Annotated in this window: 15 protein-coding genes; 4 read left to right on the forward strand and 11 right to left on the reverse strand. The window is 37.6% G+C overall.

The features are described from left to right. Positions 1-19: 19 nt before the first annotated feature. From P0N36_RS09875 to hydE, 7 genes are all read right to left on the reverse strand, one after another. Positions 20-730, reverse strand: coding sequence for an ExbD/TolR family protein (locus P0N36_RS09875; RefSeq protein WP_275842681.1), 711 nt, complete (start codon positions 728-730; stop codon positions 20-22). After that, positions 717-1,235 carry a MotA/TolQ/ExbB proton channel family protein gene (locus tag P0N36_RS09880; protein ID WP_275842682.1) on the reverse strand — a complete coding sequence of 173 codons (519 nt, stop codon included), beginning with the start codon at positions 1,233-1,235 and terminating at the stop codon, positions 717-719. Before P0N36_RS09880 ends, P0N36_RS09875 begins: the two co-directional genes overlap by 14 nt. A gap of 127 nt (positions 1,236-1,362) precedes the next feature. Further along, positions 1,363-3,144 carry a bifunctional homocysteine S-methyltransferase/methylenetetrahydrofolate reductase gene (locus tag P0N36_RS09885; RefSeq protein WP_275842683.1) on the reverse strand — a complete coding sequence of 594 codons (1,782 nt, stop codon included), beginning with the start codon at positions 3,142-3,144 and terminating at the stop codon, positions 1,363-1,365. Then, positions 3,134-5,275 carry a DNA topoisomerase III gene (locus P0N36_RS09890; RefSeq protein WP_275842684.1) on the reverse strand — a complete coding sequence of 714 codons (2,142 nt, stop codon included), beginning with the start codon at positions 5,273-5,275 and terminating at the stop codon, positions 3,134-3,136. The genes P0N36_RS09885 and P0N36_RS09890 overlap by 11 nt, the downstream gene beginning before the upstream one ends. Positions 5,276-5,494: 219 nt before the next feature. After that, the gene (locus P0N36_RS09895; RefSeq protein WP_275842685.1) at positions 5,495-5,890 is read right to left on the reverse strand and encodes an arsenate reductase ArsC; all 396 of its coding nucleotides are present in this window, start codon (positions 5,888-5,890) and stop codon (positions 5,495-5,497) included. A 191-nt stretch (positions 5,891-6,081) separates the two neighbouring features. Then, on the reverse strand, positions 6,082-7,425 hold the full coding sequence (locus P0N36_RS09900) for a diguanylate cyclase domain-containing protein (protein ID WP_275842686.1): 1,344 nt from the start codon (positions 7,423-7,425) through the stop codon (positions 6,082-6,084). A gap of 174 nt (positions 7,426-7,599) precedes the next feature. Next, the gene (hydE, locus tag P0N36_RS09905) at positions 7,600-8,649 is read right to left on the reverse strand and encodes a [FeFe] hydrogenase H-cluster radical SAM maturase HydE (protein ID WP_275842687.1); all 1,050 of its coding nucleotides are present in this window, start codon (positions 8,647-8,649) and stop codon (positions 7,600-7,602) included. 169 nt (positions 8,650-8,818) lie between these two features. Between hydE and P0N36_RS09910 the strand changes: the two genes are divergently transcribed. Then, positions 8,819-9,454: a lactate utilization protein gene (locus tag P0N36_RS09910; RefSeq protein ID WP_275842688.1), complete on the forward strand. Its 636-nt coding sequence runs from the start codon at positions 8,819-8,821 to the stop codon at positions 9,452-9,454. Between the two features lie 109 nt (positions 9,455-9,563). Here the strand turns inward: P0N36_RS09910 and P0N36_RS09915 are convergent, their stop codons facing one another. Further along, complete coding sequence (locus P0N36_RS09915; RefSeq protein WP_275842689.1) at positions 9,564-10,202, reverse strand: hypothetical protein; 639 nt, start codon at positions 10,200-10,202, stop codon at positions 9,564-9,566. A gap of 205 nt (positions 10,203-10,407) precedes the next feature. Then, positions 10,408-11,640 carry a serine hydroxymethyltransferase gene (gene glyA / locus P0N36_RS09920; protein WP_275842690.1) on the reverse strand — a complete coding sequence of 411 codons (1,233 nt, stop codon included), beginning with the start codon at positions 11,638-11,640 and terminating at the stop codon, positions 10,408-10,410. Positions 11,641-11,988: 348 nt separating this feature from the next. Between glyA and P0N36_RS09925 the strand changes: the two genes are divergently transcribed. After that, positions 11,989-12,765, forward strand: coding sequence for a threonine/serine ThrE exporter family protein (locus P0N36_RS09925; RefSeq protein WP_275842691.1), 777 nt, complete (start codon positions 11,989-11,991; stop codon positions 12,763-12,765). Then, the gene (locus P0N36_RS09930) at positions 12,762-13,196 is read left to right on the forward strand and encodes a threonine/serine exporter family protein (protein WP_275842692.1); all 435 of its coding nucleotides are present in this window, start codon (positions 12,762-12,764) and stop codon (positions 13,194-13,196) included. Before P0N36_RS09925 ends, P0N36_RS09930 begins: the two co-directional genes overlap by 4 nt. On the opposite strand, the gene P0N36_RS09935 is transcribed toward P0N36_RS09930, so the two are convergent. Continuing rightward, positions 13,193-13,621, reverse strand: coding sequence for a SoxR reducing system RseC family protein (locus P0N36_RS09935; protein ID WP_275842693.1), 429 nt, complete (start codon positions 13,619-13,621; stop codon positions 13,193-13,195). The genes P0N36_RS09930 and P0N36_RS09935 overlap by 4 nt on opposite strands. Before the next feature lie 144 nt (positions 13,622-13,765). Next, complete coding sequence (locus tag P0N36_RS09940) at positions 13,766-14,659, reverse strand: helix-turn-helix domain-containing protein (protein WP_275842694.1); 894 nt, start codon at positions 14,657-14,659, stop codon at positions 13,766-13,768. A gap of 192 nt (positions 14,660-14,851) precedes the next feature. On the opposite strand from P0N36_RS09940, the gene P0N36_RS09945 reads away from it, so the two are divergent. Then, positions 14,852-15,931 carry a type IV pilus twitching motility protein PilT gene (locus P0N36_RS09945; protein WP_275842695.1) on the forward strand — a complete coding sequence of 360 codons (1,080 nt, stop codon included), beginning with the start codon at positions 14,852-14,854 and terminating at the stop codon, positions 15,929-15,931. The last annotated feature ends 108 nt before the right edge of the window (positions 15,932-16,039 follow it).

Below are 16,039 nucleotides of genomic sequence, written 5' to 3' on the forward strand. Positions count from 1 at the left end.
GGCTTTCCTTGGGGCTTGTTTATTCATAACGAATATATTTGTTAATCATATAATAATCTTTGTTAAAACTTAACTGAAGTCGGTTTAAAGCCTCTTGAAGTACGTTCGTAGCCGCTCGCGTTACTTCATCTTCTGAAACCAGCGTAACAAATACGAAACTGTAACCCCCTTGCCTATGGTCTAACCAATTAAGAATATAACTTGAAAGACTTGCTATTTTCTCACTTCGAACTTCTCTATCCATGACATCTGATAAATCAATATTAATGCCTGTATAACTGCCGTTTAGATAGGTTCGACCTCTGTCATTTGTTATCTTGATCTCAACAAATAGGTATTTATCTGCTACCTGCTGGTATTTCAGCCATGTATCCACTAAATCACCTTCATTAAGCATGGCTTCTAAGGACCTTATGGTTTCAGGGTCTTCTAGATTCTGAATGTCCCTGATCATCAGATTTTTTAGTGCTTCTGACATACCCTTTAGTCTGTCTTCTTGGTTTTGAACACGTTCTTCTTTAAGGTCTATTTGTTTTTCTAAAGTTATTTTTTGATTCTCCAATATGGTTTTTTCTTGTTCCAAATCCACTATTTGAGCACCTTGATCTTCTATGACGGCTTCATCTTCTGCTTGGGCTACCGTCACGTTCATGATTAAGGCAAATAATAATATGAACACCACATCAAGAAGCGGTGTCATGTCGATGGCATGCTCTCTATGTCTCTTCATTAAAGTCACCACGCTCATTAATCGTATCAATCCGTTTGATTAACAACTCAAAATCTTCACTGTTTAATTCGCTTTTAGACAATAAAGTTGTGTTGACACCTTTAAACCCAATAGCAAAAACCAACCCCCAAAAAGTGGAAGTCAGTGCGGTTGTGAAATTAAGGATAACACCACCGCCCTCTAAATCCACCATGCCAAGCAAGGCTATAATGGTACCTAGTATACCCAGCAAAGGAAATACAGAATGTATGGTGGATAGAATATTCATATACAATACTTCTTGATCTCTAAGTTTCTTGATCTCATGAAGATTAATGGCTTTGTGATTGCCCTTCATATCTCTTAGAAAAACAGAAATGGGTATATAAATGGTAGGTTGTAGCTGGTTTTTCAGATCTTCACAGGCTTTGGCTGCTCTTGGGTATACAACAAAACCATTGAACAGGGCTAACAGAAGTATAATTAAATCGTAGCCCAGCAGGTTTTTTACAATTATTGAAAACATACGTCACCTCAGTTGTTATTCCTTGTAAAATATATACGGCTTTACAAGTATTGTACCATTACATAGGTTATTGGTCTATGACCCTTTGTACTTTAACTGTTCTTAGCACTGGAAGTTGAACTTGACCTTATAATACATCCAATTTTTTTATGATCTTCTCTATCATGGTTGCGCGATTAAAGGGTGTCATAAAATATAAGCCATCTACATAGGGTTTCATTTTTTGGGCTAAGGCAACTGCAATTTCTACACCGACCTTTTCTGCTTCTTCTTTGGTCATTTGATCATCAAATCTTGCCATAACATCATCGGGTATTATTATGCCTGGAAATTCATAATGTAAAAAGCGTGCATTTCTTAGGCTGACTAAGGGCATAATGCCACCTAATATTTTCATGCCTGTTTTGTCCTTAACTTTCCTTATGGCTTCAATACCCGCATCATTATAAACCGGTTGCGTTAATAAATAGGATGCGCCTGCTTCTTTCTTCTTCATCACACGTTCGATTGTAACATCCATATTCTGAGAATATGGGTTCAATGCGCCACCAATATAAAAAGTATCCTTATCTAGTTCACTGTTGATCTCCGTTACATATTGCATAAAGGATATGGCATTCATATTGAAAACACTTTTTACTTCGTCCCTGTCATCACTGGGTATTGGATCCCCTGTTACAATCAGAATGTTCCTAATATCCGACAAATGGGCACCCACCAAGCCACCTCGAAGTGCAATTAAGTTCTTGTCACGAAGACACACATGGGGCAATACTTCCATACCTGTAAGTTGTTTAATCTTAGCTGCAATGAGCAAGGCATCTGCTCTTGTCCGTCCAAGTGGTGAATCTGCAAAAGTAATGATATCGACACCCACCTCTTTTAGTAAATGGGCTGAAGATACGACTTGAGACATATCCATCTTAAAGGGTGGGTCTAGCTCGACTGCGACCACAAATTCATTTTTTTCCAACTTTTCTCTAAAAGCGTTGTGCAATGGCTTCAGCGGATGAGACTTCCTCTTCATTCTAGTGATGGATTTGACTTCACTAAAATCAAAAGTGTTCAACCGTTCGCGTATTTTTTTAATATGGTCTGGTGTTGTACCACAGCAACCTCCGATGATTCTAACCCCTTCCTCACAAATCTTTATCATGGTATCTGCAAAGTAGTCTGCATTACTTTGATATACCATTCTTTCAAGTTGCTGGTCCGGATAACCGGCATTGGGTACGGCTACCATTTTACTTGGGTCAAAATCTAAGGTTTTTATTAAGCTTAGTAAATGACTGGCACCTATACCACAGTTGAAACCATAGGTCGCTACTAAATCTTGTTGTCTGGTTTGCTGGATGATTTTTTCTTTATTGACGCCAACTTTAGTATAACCATGTTGATTGACGGTGAAGTTGGTCATAATCTGTATGTTGGGTCCATGTTCATGTATGTATTCAACCAGTTGATTCACTTGATCGATTCTACTGAAGGTTTCTAGGAGTATGATTTTTACGTTCTTTAATAAACCGATATCGATCAGCTTACGGTAGGTGGATTCAATCTCGTAATCTTCAATATCATAGGGTTCACCAATAGGTCCTATGCTATAGGCAACATAACAGTCTGTGCCTTTAACGGCTTCGTTGGCTAAATCTATGCCCGCCATAATGATTTTTTTGACTTCATCGATGCTTCTATATAGGGTATAGGGGTTAGCTGCAAAAGTATTGGTCCTAATTAACTTGGCTCCCGCCTCTATATAGGCTTTATGAATATCCAATATTAACTCCGGTTTACTTATGTTGGCCGGTTCAGATAGTGTATAGTGACCTTGTGTCAACTCAGCAAAATAAGTCCCCATTGCGCCATCCATGAGCAGTACTTGTTCTTTTATATACTCTTTAATCATCATTTTTATCATCCTCGCTTATGGGATGCATATTCTGCAATATAATTTCGCCTTGATTGTTGAGTACCAATGTTGCACTTTTCTTTTCTCCGGTTTGAGGCAATGTTAGATTATAAGGCTTAATTTCTTTGTTTTTTAAGAGTTGCTCTATGATGCTAGGTTCCAATGTTTTGCCATACTTTTCAAGAACATTTTTCCATATGGTCATTTTACAACCATCACGCCAGTTGGAACAATAGAAAGACTTAGAATTCTCACTGATTTTTCCATCTGAACATAAGGGGCAATCCCCTAGTATTGGACCTTTGGGTGTAAAATTTCTTTTACTTTTGCTTTTGTCTTGTTCAAAGATGACCTTGCCACTGGTTTTGTTGGCTGATCCCACTAAGTAGATAACAAATTTATGAATGCTGTTCATGAACTTATCCGGCTCAAGCTCACCTTTGGCAATCTTCGTTAAGCCTTTTTCCCATTTTCCTGTTGTAATGGGTGACTTAAGTTCTTCCGGGACAATCTCTATAAGCTTAATACCTTTGGGCGTTGGGTATAGAGATTTGCCTTTTCTGGTTATGTATTTGACTTGAATCAAGCGTTCAATAATGCCTGCCCGTGTTGCCGGTGTTCCAAAGCCCGACTCCTTTAATTGCTCTTTAAGTTCATCTTCTTCTATGAACCTGCCTGCATTTTCCATAGCACTTAGAAGTGTTGCTTCGTTATAGTACTTGGGTGGGGATGTTTTCTTGACTAGAACCTCTGAACCGACTATATCCACTTCATCCTTTTTTTTAAGGTCCGGCAACTCAACATCGTTGTTGTCCTTGTCACTCTTGTATAAACTTTTCCAACCATTTTGTGTGATGACTTTTCCTTTGGAAACAAAGCTGTCTTCTGCCACATGGATGATCATCTCTGTCGAGTTAAACAAATGGTCTTCATAAAAGACCGCGATGAATCGTTTCACGATTAGATTATATATCTTCTGTTGATCGGCAGACAAGCTTTTTAGATTCGGTGTCACATTGGTCGGTATGATGGCATGATGATCTGTAATTTTTGTGTTATCTATGATTCTTTTTGAGAATTTTATCTCTTTGGCTATGACAGGTGCTAAGGCTTTGCTATATGGGTCTACATTAATCTTATGTAAGGTTTTTATGACTTGTTCTTTCATATCATCGCTTAAGTACCGACTATCTGTTCTTGGATAGGTAATCATTTTGCTACGCTCATAAAGACTTTGAGCTATGGTTAAAACCATTTGAGCTGTAAATCCATAATAGCGGTTCCCATCTCGTTGTAATTCCGTTAAGTCATAGAGTAAAGGTGGCAGCAATTTGTTTTTCTTATGGGTCACTTTGGTGACGACCCCTTTTTCCCCTACAATTCTTTCTGCAATGACTTTGGCTTGTTCTTTTTTCAGGATTTTGGTTTCGCTAACCTTATCTTCAAACCAGATGCCTTTAAATGGTCCGTAATCTGCTTGCACTTCATAGTAATCCTGAGGCACAAAGTCCTCAATCTCCTTGTACCGGTTGACTATGAGTGCCAGTGTTGGTGTTTGTACCCTACCTATACTTAATAGGACATCGTTTTTGGTGGTATAAGCTCTTGTGGCGTTAATGCCCACCAACCAATCTGACTCTGATCTGCATTTGGCTGAATGGTATAGGTAATCGTAGGCTTTTCCATCCTTCAGCTTGGCAAAACCTTCTTTGATGGCTTCATCCGTCATTGAAGAGATCCATAATCTCTTAAATGGCTTTTGTGATTTGGTATAACTATAGATGTATCTAAAAATCAATTCCCCTTCACGTCCGCTGTCTGTTGCACATATAAGTGCCGCCACATCGTTTCTGTTCACCAACTGAGTAATGATGCTTAATTGCTTGACGGTTTTGTCATAGGGCTTGATTTGTATGGTTTCCGGTATAATGGGTAAGGTCTGATATGCCCATTTTTTATACTTCTCATGATAGTCTTCCGGTTCAGCAAGGGTAATCAAATGACCAATGGCCCAAGTAATGATATAATCTTGTCCTTCTATAAAGCCGTCTCTTTTTGATGTACATCCTAGTACTGCGGCTATATCCCTTGCTACAGAAGGTTTTTCTGCTATGATCAGCTCTTTACCCATATTGTGTTCCTCATTTCAAACATACTTTTTATTTGTTTCCACTTTACAGAATTATATCACAGCCCACGAAGGGGTACAAATAGAATGACTGAAAAGTTAGATATTGCAGATGTTGAAGCTAATCTGCAATAAAATAAATGTTGAAGTGATATATCACTTCAACATTTATTCTAATACTATTTTGAATTGGTTATAGGCCAAAACTAAGCTATCTCAACCTTATATTATACCTTTTTCAATACGTTCTTTTAAATCCAGTACTTTTTCTTTAATCAAGTCTCTCGTATTTCTAAAGTCTTCAATTGGTCCACCGGATGGATCTTCCAGTCCCCAATCCTCTCTATGGCTACATGGTAAGGTAGGACATGCCACACCACACCCCATGGTAATGAGTATATCTATGTCCGGAATATCGGATAGAAGCTTTGGCTTATGGGTACGCATATCTATACCCACCTCTTCCATAACTGCTACTGCGCCTGGTTTTACTTCATGATAGTTCTCGGTACCTGCTGAGTATGATTCAAATACACCTGTTCCAATGCTTTTCCCAAAGCCTTCGGCCATCTGTGATCTACAGGAATTATGTATACAGACAAATGCTACTTTTTTCATATTCTTCACTCCTTATGCATACGGACTCATTAGATTAATTTTTATTTTCTAATAGTCCCATCATAAACAGTAATAATGCGTAAGTCAAACCCTTTGAAGCAATTTGTAAGATGTTTACATAAGCTTTACACTTGCCAAACTTAGTTTTGACCCTTTAACCAATTATACAACTTAGGTCCTTCAACTTTATGTTAGTAATTCTTTTTATTTTTTTTATGCTTATACATATTTTTATCTGCAACCTGTAATACTTCTTCAAAATCTTTGCCATCTGTAGGAAAAATCCCTTTGCCAATACTTGAATCAATAAAAATATCATGACCTTTGATTTTGAATTCATCTTGAAACATCTCTAAAATTCTTTGCCCTGCATGTTCTAATACCATCGTGTCTTCAATCATTGGGAATATAATTAAGAACTCATCTCCACCAATTCGAAAAACCGCTTCATTGGTTCTTACAACTTTCCTTAGAATCCTTGATGTTTCTATAAGTACTTCATCACCAATGCCATGACCATAAGTGTCATTAATATTTTTGAAATCATCTAAATCCAATAAGAGCAAGCCTACCAAAGCATTTTTTCTTTCAGCTGCGGAAATAATTAACTTCTGATAGTCATTTAAAAAATGTCGGTTAAGTAGCCCCGTTAGGCTATCATGTATTGAATTATGTTTGAATCTATAATTTGTCTTCATAGAAAAATAAGAAATCAAACCAATAGCAATAGAAGCCAGAATACATAACAAGCCCATCATCATGTGTGTTAATCCATAAGAACACCAACCATCGATCGGTATCACTTTCACGTTCCAGTTCATCAGTGAGGGACTAATGATAAAATTCAAAGGGTCTTTCATGGCCCATTTATCGTACTCATAAAAAGGTGTCTCATTATGGTTTTCAGTGTTGTATATTTTTATATTCAAAGATGTTTTTTCTGCAAGTTCATCTATCTTTTTATAGATGCGGTCACCATCTAATACAATGCTCACTTGACCCCAATATGATGCATCCTCTCTAATAACAGGCACTCTAATAACAAATCCTTCACCACCTTGCACCAAAGGAACCGGTCCTTGAAAGGTTGTCTTTTTTTCATGTTTGGTTCTAAGAACCATATCTTTCTGGCTTTCAACTCTTGTTAGGTCAACGCCTATGGTACTTTCGTTCCCTTCCAACGGGTAATTATCAATAATGGTGGTGTCCATTATTGTAGCAATGTTACGAATGCACACGTCTTGATTTTCAACCAATATCTCCAGATAACCTGAAGACTCACGCCAATCTAGTCCACACTCCGATTTAAGATAGGCCACATAGCCCTTCAATAAATACATATTGGTATAGATTGTATTTTCCAATTCTGTTTGTAATACCATATAGCTTTTTGTTACTTCCAAAATCTCATCTTGTCGTTTCTGCTCACGGTAATTATACATAATATATGCCATTATGATAAAAGCACTTAAGCTCACTGCAACGGATACTAATATGGTCTTTTTCTTTGAGAACTCCGGAACCCAGTGTCCCATAGAATCACTTCCCCGACATAAAAATAAACTTATTGTGAACTCATGTTATCTATATTTTTTGCTACCTATTATTATGGTTAAAAGTTCAACTAAATAGTTTTGATGCCTTAACCATATTATACCATGTAAATCCATCACCTGAAAGCTTATCCACTTAAAATATGGAAGTGATTCCTATTTTTGGGTGTGTATATCCACATGGTCACCTCTTGACATATCCACTTCAAATCCGACAGATTGAATGCGTCTTTCAATACACCCTCTACAATGGGCCGCCTCATCACCTGTACAAATCTTACCATCATATAGTAAATACTTATCTCTCACATTCGTCGGCGATAAGTTCGGCATCACCACATTGCCTCCTGCTTGAAGTCCTCTTTCCCTACCTTTGCTGTCTAATGAGCCTAAGGCGGTGGTAGCTGGCAGTAAGACCTTCGGTAACAAGAGTCTGACTAAAGACAGCATAACACACGTCGTCTCAAGGGTGCCTGACATGGCTTCTGCCAAAGGTGTATCTTGTTGGGGGATAAATGGCCCGATACCAACCATATGGGGCTGTAGTTTCTTAAGAAAGAGCAAATCTTCCACATAATCTTCGTTGCTTTGTCCTGGCAAGCCTACCATAAAGCCTGCACCCACTTGAAAACCAATTTCTTTAAGATCTTCTAGGCAGCTTATGCGGGCTTCATAGGACATATCTGGGTGTAATTGTTCATACAAAGCTTTTGTACTGGTTTCATGTCTAAGCAGATACCGATCAGCACCGGCATTTTTGTATAGTTGGTAACTTTTTTTTGATTTTTCTCCTATTGAAAGGGTAATGGCACAATCCGGATGGTTTGATTTTATTTTGCTAATCAGATTGACGATATCATCATCTGTATAGAAAGGGTCTTCACCTCCTTGAAGGACGAAGGTTCTATAACCAAGTTCATAGCCTTCTCTACAACACTCTAAAATCGTTTCAGTGTCTAGGCGATATCGATCTGCATTCTTATTTTCCCTTCTTATACCACAATACATACAGTTGCTTTTACAATAATTAGTAAATTCAATAAGACCACGCATAAATACTTTATTTCCATATACGGAAAGTCTTTTTTCATGGGCACGTTCATGAAGGTATGCCCTAGTATTTTCATCTAAGTTGTTCAATAAGTCTAAGAGTTCTTCTTTGGTCACTTGACCTGTATCATATATTTGATCAATTATATTATTCATCCTATCATCCTTTCGTGAAAGCTTTCACAATATTAACCATCATACCACATTCCTCATAGATAATATGTTAATTTATTGTGAATAATACATTTTCTGTTAATAGGTTTACCTTATACGTCTCAAAGGTTATAATGTTTTTATGACATGGTTGGTTAGAAAGGATTCCGATATGACACCTATTAAAAAATTCTATATGCAACAAAGCAACACCATTATTCAAAATCTTGAGAGAAGGAATATGAAGGGCTATTACTGCGAAACAAAGGCTGAAGCCTTAGATCTTACCCTCTCTTTAATGGAAAAAGGTAGTAAAGTATCTTTTGGTGGCTCTATGACGTTAGAGGAACTGGGTCTTCTTGACAAAATCGCTGAAGGCTCTTATGAGCTTTTAGACAGAAGACAGGCCACCTCGCCTGAAGAAGTACGATCTATCTATCTTAAGGCCTTTGATTCAGATACTTATCTTATGAGTACCGGTGCTTTATCCCTTGATGGTCATCTTGTGAACATTGATGGTAATGGTAATCGTGTTGCCGCTCTTATCTATGGTCCAAAACAAGTTATCATAATATGTGGTATGAATAAGGTGGCGACAGACTTAGATGAAGCCATCAGCAGAGTTAAGAATTTTGCTGCGCCACCGAACACACAACGGCTTCTAAAAAATACACCTTGTTCAAAAACCGGATTCTGTCACGATTGTCAAGTGGATGACTGCATTTGTTCACACATCGTCATAACAAGACGTTCCGGCAAAGAAAACCGAATAAAAGTCATCCTCGTAGGCGAAACACTCGGCTATTAAAACAAAGAGGCTATGCCTCGTTTTGCTTGTAATAAGGCTTCTTTAAATTAGAAGGCACCTCCAAAATTATAGGAGGTGCCTTCTAATTTACATTCAATTCTATGCTCAATTACATGGATGTTATTTTTTTCTTGTCTTGAATACCTCTTAATATACCGTATTCCAAACGTTTAAGTAGCAACTCATAAGATTCCCATCTAATGAATTCTGTTACGGAAAAGACCTCACCAAGTTCTATGTTATGAACTTTTCCTATGTTATGGATTTGCTCTTCTAACTTCTTTATGACTAGCATTGCATCATCCTTCAAGGTGTTAGGTAACAAAATTAATAACTTATCCACTCTATATAACCCAACACAGTCTGTTTTTCTCAAACTATCTCTAAGGGCTTCTTCAAACAGGTTCATCCTATTATTTATTGTCGCTTCTTCAGTTTGATTATGACTAAAGTGTACCATGCAAGTGGTCAAATTCTGCTGGTACCTATTGGCTCTAGAGCATTCTCTATCCAATTGCATGAATATAGATGCCTCTTCATCTTCAACAAGCAAGTCACTCAATAGCAAAGAATTAATCTTACCGTACTGATCCTGATACTTTGATATAAATGCTTCTATTAGCTTAACAATCCTATGATCAATTGGGTCAAGGTCATTGACTAAGCTCATCATCATCTCAAATAATTCCAAGTCTTCATTAAACAGATTTTTGTTTTTTATCAGTATACTTTTAATTGATTCCTTCATTAAATCGCCCCCAAATCTGGTGTCTTCCTTTATTAATTATCTCACAATTATAATAACTGTACAACTACTTCTGTCAACTCTAATAAATGTTTGTGGTTGTGCTTTTATAGCCCATGGATTTCAAATAAGGCTATCTCCAGTATGAGATAGCCTTATTAAATAGTCTATGAAAATACATTTTTATGGTTTTGACACTTTAGTCTATTTAGTATAATGGATATTTATCCACGAGTTCTTTAACCATGCTTACAATCTTATCTCTATTATTTTCAATATCTTTTAGGGTAAGTTCAATAATTTCAGCAATAACATCCATATCACCTTCTCTCATCCCTCTGGTCGTAACTGCAGGTGTTCCTAAACGGATACCGCTTGTAACAAATGGACTCTCCGGATCGAAAGGTATGGTGTTTTTATTACAAGTTACACCTATTTCATCTAAAAGATGTTCTGCTACTTTTCCTGTCATCTTAATGCTTTGTAAGTCCACCAACATCAGGTGATTGTCCGTACCACCGGATACAATATCAAAACCTCTTTTAACCAATGCTTCTGACAATGCTGAGGCATTCTTGATTACTTGCTTTTGATAAGCCTTGAATTCTTCTGTCATGACTTCTTTAAAGTTGACAGCTTTTGCAGCAATCACATGCATTAATGGACCACCTTGTATTCCCGGAAAAATAGCCTTATCTATAATTTTAGCGTATTTTTCTTTGCACAAAATCATACCACCCCTTGGACCTCTTAAAGTCTTATGGGTCGTTGTGGTAACAAAATCAGCAAATGGAACTGGATTAGGATGAAGTCCGGCTGCGACTAAACCTGCTATATGTGCCATATCCACCATGAGATAAGCACCTACCGCATCCGCCACTTCTCTAAATTTGGCAAAATCAATGGTTCTTGCATAAGCACTGGCGCCGGCTATAATCAACTTTGGCTTTTCTTCTATGGCAAGTGCCATCAAAGCTTCATAATCTATAAAACCTTCTTTATTGACACCGTATGGTATGATTTTGTAATGCTTTCCTGACATATTTACAGGACTTCCGTGGGTTAAGTGGCCACCATGAGAAAGGTTCATACCCATCACCTTATCACCCGGATCCAAAACTGCGAAGAAAACCGCCATATTAGCCTGAGCACCTGAATGTGGTTGAACATTAGCATGGTCTGCTCCAAAAATCTCTTTGGCACGGCTTCTTGCCAATTCTTCTGCCATATCAACGAATTGACATCCTCCATAATATCTTCTGCCCGGATACCCTTCTGCATATTTATTCGTCAAAGGACTTCCCATCGCTGCCATTACAGCCTTAGATACAAAATTCTCAGATGCAATTAACTCAATATTATTTCTTTGTCTGTTCAACTCAAGTTCCATGGCCTCTGCCAATTGAGGATCAGCTTTACTTACTTCATCAAATGAATACATGTGATTATTCCTCCATTATTCGTGAATGTACATAGTTATCCTGATTATCGTTTATTGATACCTACCCATTATTTAGTGGTATTATATCATATGGTTTTCTAGAATGGAATCATGAAATCATAAAAACCTACATTTTATGCAGATTATGCAAAATGAAATTCTATTTTTGACATAGTTGACCCCTTCATAGTAAAATGATTTCAGACATGTTTGACGGTTTGACATATCATGTATGTAGATGAATAAATATTTATGGTTGGTTAAAGGGTCAAAAACTAAGCTTCACTAAATTCACATATATTGTATGTAAAAGTCAAGCTCATAAGCGATAAGAAAATGAGGTGCTAGATGGATTCAAAGAAATTGATGAACTTTTCTCTGACTGTTGGAGAAGTTATGTTAAAAAATGGTGCAGAAACATACCGTGTCGAAGATACAATCAATCGAATCTTAAAAACCTCGAATTACAAAGGGATTGAGTCTTTTGTAACACCTACAGGTATTTTTGCAACCCTTGAAGATGAAGACCGTGATCACATGACATTTATACGTCGAGTTAACAACAGAGACATCAACTTGTATCGCATCGAACTTGCCAATGCTATCTCTAGGGACTATTGCAACCGTTCCATCACGTTGAATGATGCTTATGACTCTATTTTAAAGGCTGCTCATGTTCCAACCTATAGTAAAGGGTTTATCGTGATTTCCGTCGGCCTTGCAGCCGGCTTGTTCGCCATCGTTCTTGGTGGCTCCGTTTATGATGCTTTTGTTACTTTCGTCGCCGGACTCGTACTTGGACTGTTTCAGGTGACCATGCAACACCTAGGTGTTTCCAAGTTTTTCATCGATATTATCGGTAGCTTTATGACCTCATGGGTTGCTTTGTTTTTCATTCATGCCCTTGATTTTGGCACTAGCTTAGACCTGATTATTATCAGTTCTATTATGCCACTTGTTCCTGGTGTTGCGATTACCAATGCTGTTCGAGATACCATTCATGGTGATCTGGTTTCAGGCGCTTCAAGGATTCTAGATGCCTTCATCATTGCCGCTTCCATCGCTGCCGGTGTCGGTATTGCGCTTTCTATCTTCAATTCCATATATGGAGGTATCCTTTTATGATGATTCAAGTGTTTGCGGCCTATTTCGTTACTATTTTTTTCGCTATTATATTTAAGACATCAAAAAACCAACTGCTTATATCCGGTTTCGTCGGCGCAGTTGGTTGGTGGGGCTATTTAATGGTTATCCATTATGATTATTCTATTGTTACCGGTAGTTTTATCGGCGCTTTTTTAGTTAGCCTGCTTGCCAATCTTTTTTCTAAAATACGCAAATCACCTGTCACCATTTTCCAAATACCCGGTATTATACCTTTGGTTCCAGGTATGGGTATGTACAAAACACTCTACGCGGTCATCGAAGAAGATTATAACTTAGTAGCCAAGCAACTTTTTGAAACTCTACAGATTGCCGGTAGCATAGCTGTTGCCATGATGCTCATATTTTCCTTAAGCACATTGATTGAACAACATATTTCAAAAAAAGCTTAATCCTCATGTTTCTTTACGATATTAATAGCCATAGGTCTAAATCTTCTTGTATGAAATTTGTCTTCATTTTTTCGTATGGTGAGGTATGTTATCCCTAATAGCATAAATCCAAAAAGAAGACTCATGATTTCCTCATTCACACCTAACTGGCTACCTACAAGATAACCTACGCCCAATCCAATTAACAGACCAAAAAGGGGTATAATGTACATGATGATCACCGCTAGAAGGAAATTACTCTCTTCTAAACTAATGCCTACTAAATCACCTACATCTGCTTGGCAAAGATTCTCCGCTTCAAGTATCATTTCTTCTGTTTCTACACCTGCCAAACATGCATTACAATGATCACAGGCATCATGTCGTTGCAACTTCACACTCACTAAGTCACCCACAACTTCTGTTACTTGTCCGATTTCTGCCATACTATCACCTTCCGATTCTTAAGATGGATATGTTGTTTTGTTACGCCTCTTGATAAATGTATCAAATCTCTATATCATTATTTTATCATGTTATGGCTCTTACGTCTATCTAGGTTATCGGTGTCAAGATGTAAAAGTTCAACTTTATGGTTTTGACGATTTGACTATGTCTATATACATTTCTTCTTCTAGCCACGTCTTCAATGATATAAAGTCTTTTGCAAAGCCATCTGCACCTAGATCTTTCCAAATCTCTTGATTATGATCAAAGGCCTGTCCGCCTACAATAATTTTTAATGCTTTTAGGCTCGGGTCTCTTTTTACGACTTCGATTAGATTTTTCATGCCATCTAAATGATAGGACATCGTTGCTGATAAAGCTAGTATATTGACTTTTTTATTTTTCAGCATCATGATGACACTATCCGTTGGTACACTGGTACCTATATAGTAGGGTGTAATGCCAAGCAAGGAAAAATACTCACTAATCATCCTCATTCCGACTGTATGAGGTTCAGAATTTAGGGACATGCATAAAACACTATACTTACCTTTTGGGACTTCACCTGTTATGGTTGACATCATTGAAAGTATTTTGTGTACCACTTGAGTAGCAAAGTGCTCAACCGCTACATTCACTTCCCCTCTTTCCCACATTTCTCCTATATCTACCATGATTTTTAACAGTATCTCTTCATATATAATAAGGATATTATCTTTGGATGGATTCAACTGCCAAATCATGTATAGCGCTTCTTGCTCATTGCCTTCAATAAGACATTTTTTTAATTTTTCTTTGAATGCTTTTAGATCAACCGGTTCTTCAGCAGTATTAACCACCTGGTGCCCCATCAATTGATCGATGGATACATTGAGCACTTCTCCTATACGTTTTAACAAATCTCCTGTTGGAAATCTGACACCTTTTTCATAATTGGCTATGGTTGTTTGCCCAACGCCTAGTCGGTCTCCTAATTCTTTTTGGTTCATATTTAATTGCGTTCTTATTGTTTTTAGATTATCACCAAACGATGTCATATCATCACCTCTCGTTTCATTATATCACGTTATGTAATAATTGTCATGGCTTTTATTTATTATACACAGGTTACGACTGGACGAATTATCCCAGTAAAGAGTATAATAATGATAAAGGTGTCAAAACCCAAAATATTTTTTGACCCTTTTACCACAATATATAATACTAACTTTATACAAGGGGAGACACTAATGGATAATTATGCCGAGTTTATGGACCGTTTGCTTGAAGAGACCATGAAACACAATGCAACGGATTTACATCTTTGCGTTGGTAGCAAACCGCTTATACGTGTTAATTCAAGGCTTCGACCTATTGAAAACACCGATGTCCTAACGCCTGAAACGATGCGCCAAATCGTAAACCTTTACTTAAACGAAAAACAACTTGAGGGTCTATATGAGAAAAAAACATTAGATATGTCATATTCCAAACGAGATTTGGGTCGATTCCGATGTAATTTTTACTTACAAAGAGGTACATTTGCCCTTGCCATACGCTCCCTCCCCCTTGTCATTCCTGATTTAGAAGCACTTGGATTACCTGTTATCGCAGCTGATTTTTTGGATAAGAATAAGGGACTGATTCTTATAACCGGTTCAACCGGCAGTGGTAAATCCACCACATTGGCCAGCATGATTAAGATGATTAATGAACGTTATCATTATCACATCACGACCATAGAAGATCCGGTGGAATACCTACACAAACACGAGAAAAGTATGGTTACTCAAAAAGAAGTCGGAAGCGATGCCCTTTCTTTTTCAGGCGCCTTAAAATCGGCTTTAAGAGAAGATCCGGATGTTATTATGTTAGGTGAGATGCGTGATATGGATACCATCTCTATTGCATTAACCGCAGCCGAAACCGGACACTTGGTTTTGTCCACCTTGCACACAAATGGGGCTGTCAAAGCTGTAGACAGAATATTGGATGCCTTTCCCACGGAACAACAAAATCAAGTGAAAAGTCAACTGGCCACAGTCCTAGAGGGTATTATCTCACAGCAACTGGTCCCTCGTAAAGACCATAAGGGCCTTGTTCTTGCTAGTGAAATCATGGCTGTCACACCTGCCGTGCGCAATCTAATTCGTGAGGGAAAACAATATCAAATCAACAACCTCATTCAAAATGGTATGACTCAAGGCATGCGATCTCTTGAGAGAAATCTTGTTCAGCTATGTCAAGATGGTATCATAGACAATCAAGAAGCACGTTTAAGAGCTCAAGATATTCAATTGTTTGATGCCTATTTTGATGTTTTGGCCTAAATGGCAGCAATTTATGGTTAATGGGTCAAAACTAAGTTTCACTAAATTCATATACCATATATAGATTACGTTGATACATTCGTAACTATATATGGTATATGAAAGTTC

This window comes from Petrocella sp. FN5, from assembly GCF_029210395.1.
GTDB lineage: Bacteria > Bacillota > Clostridia > Lachnospirales > Vallitaleaceae > Petrocella.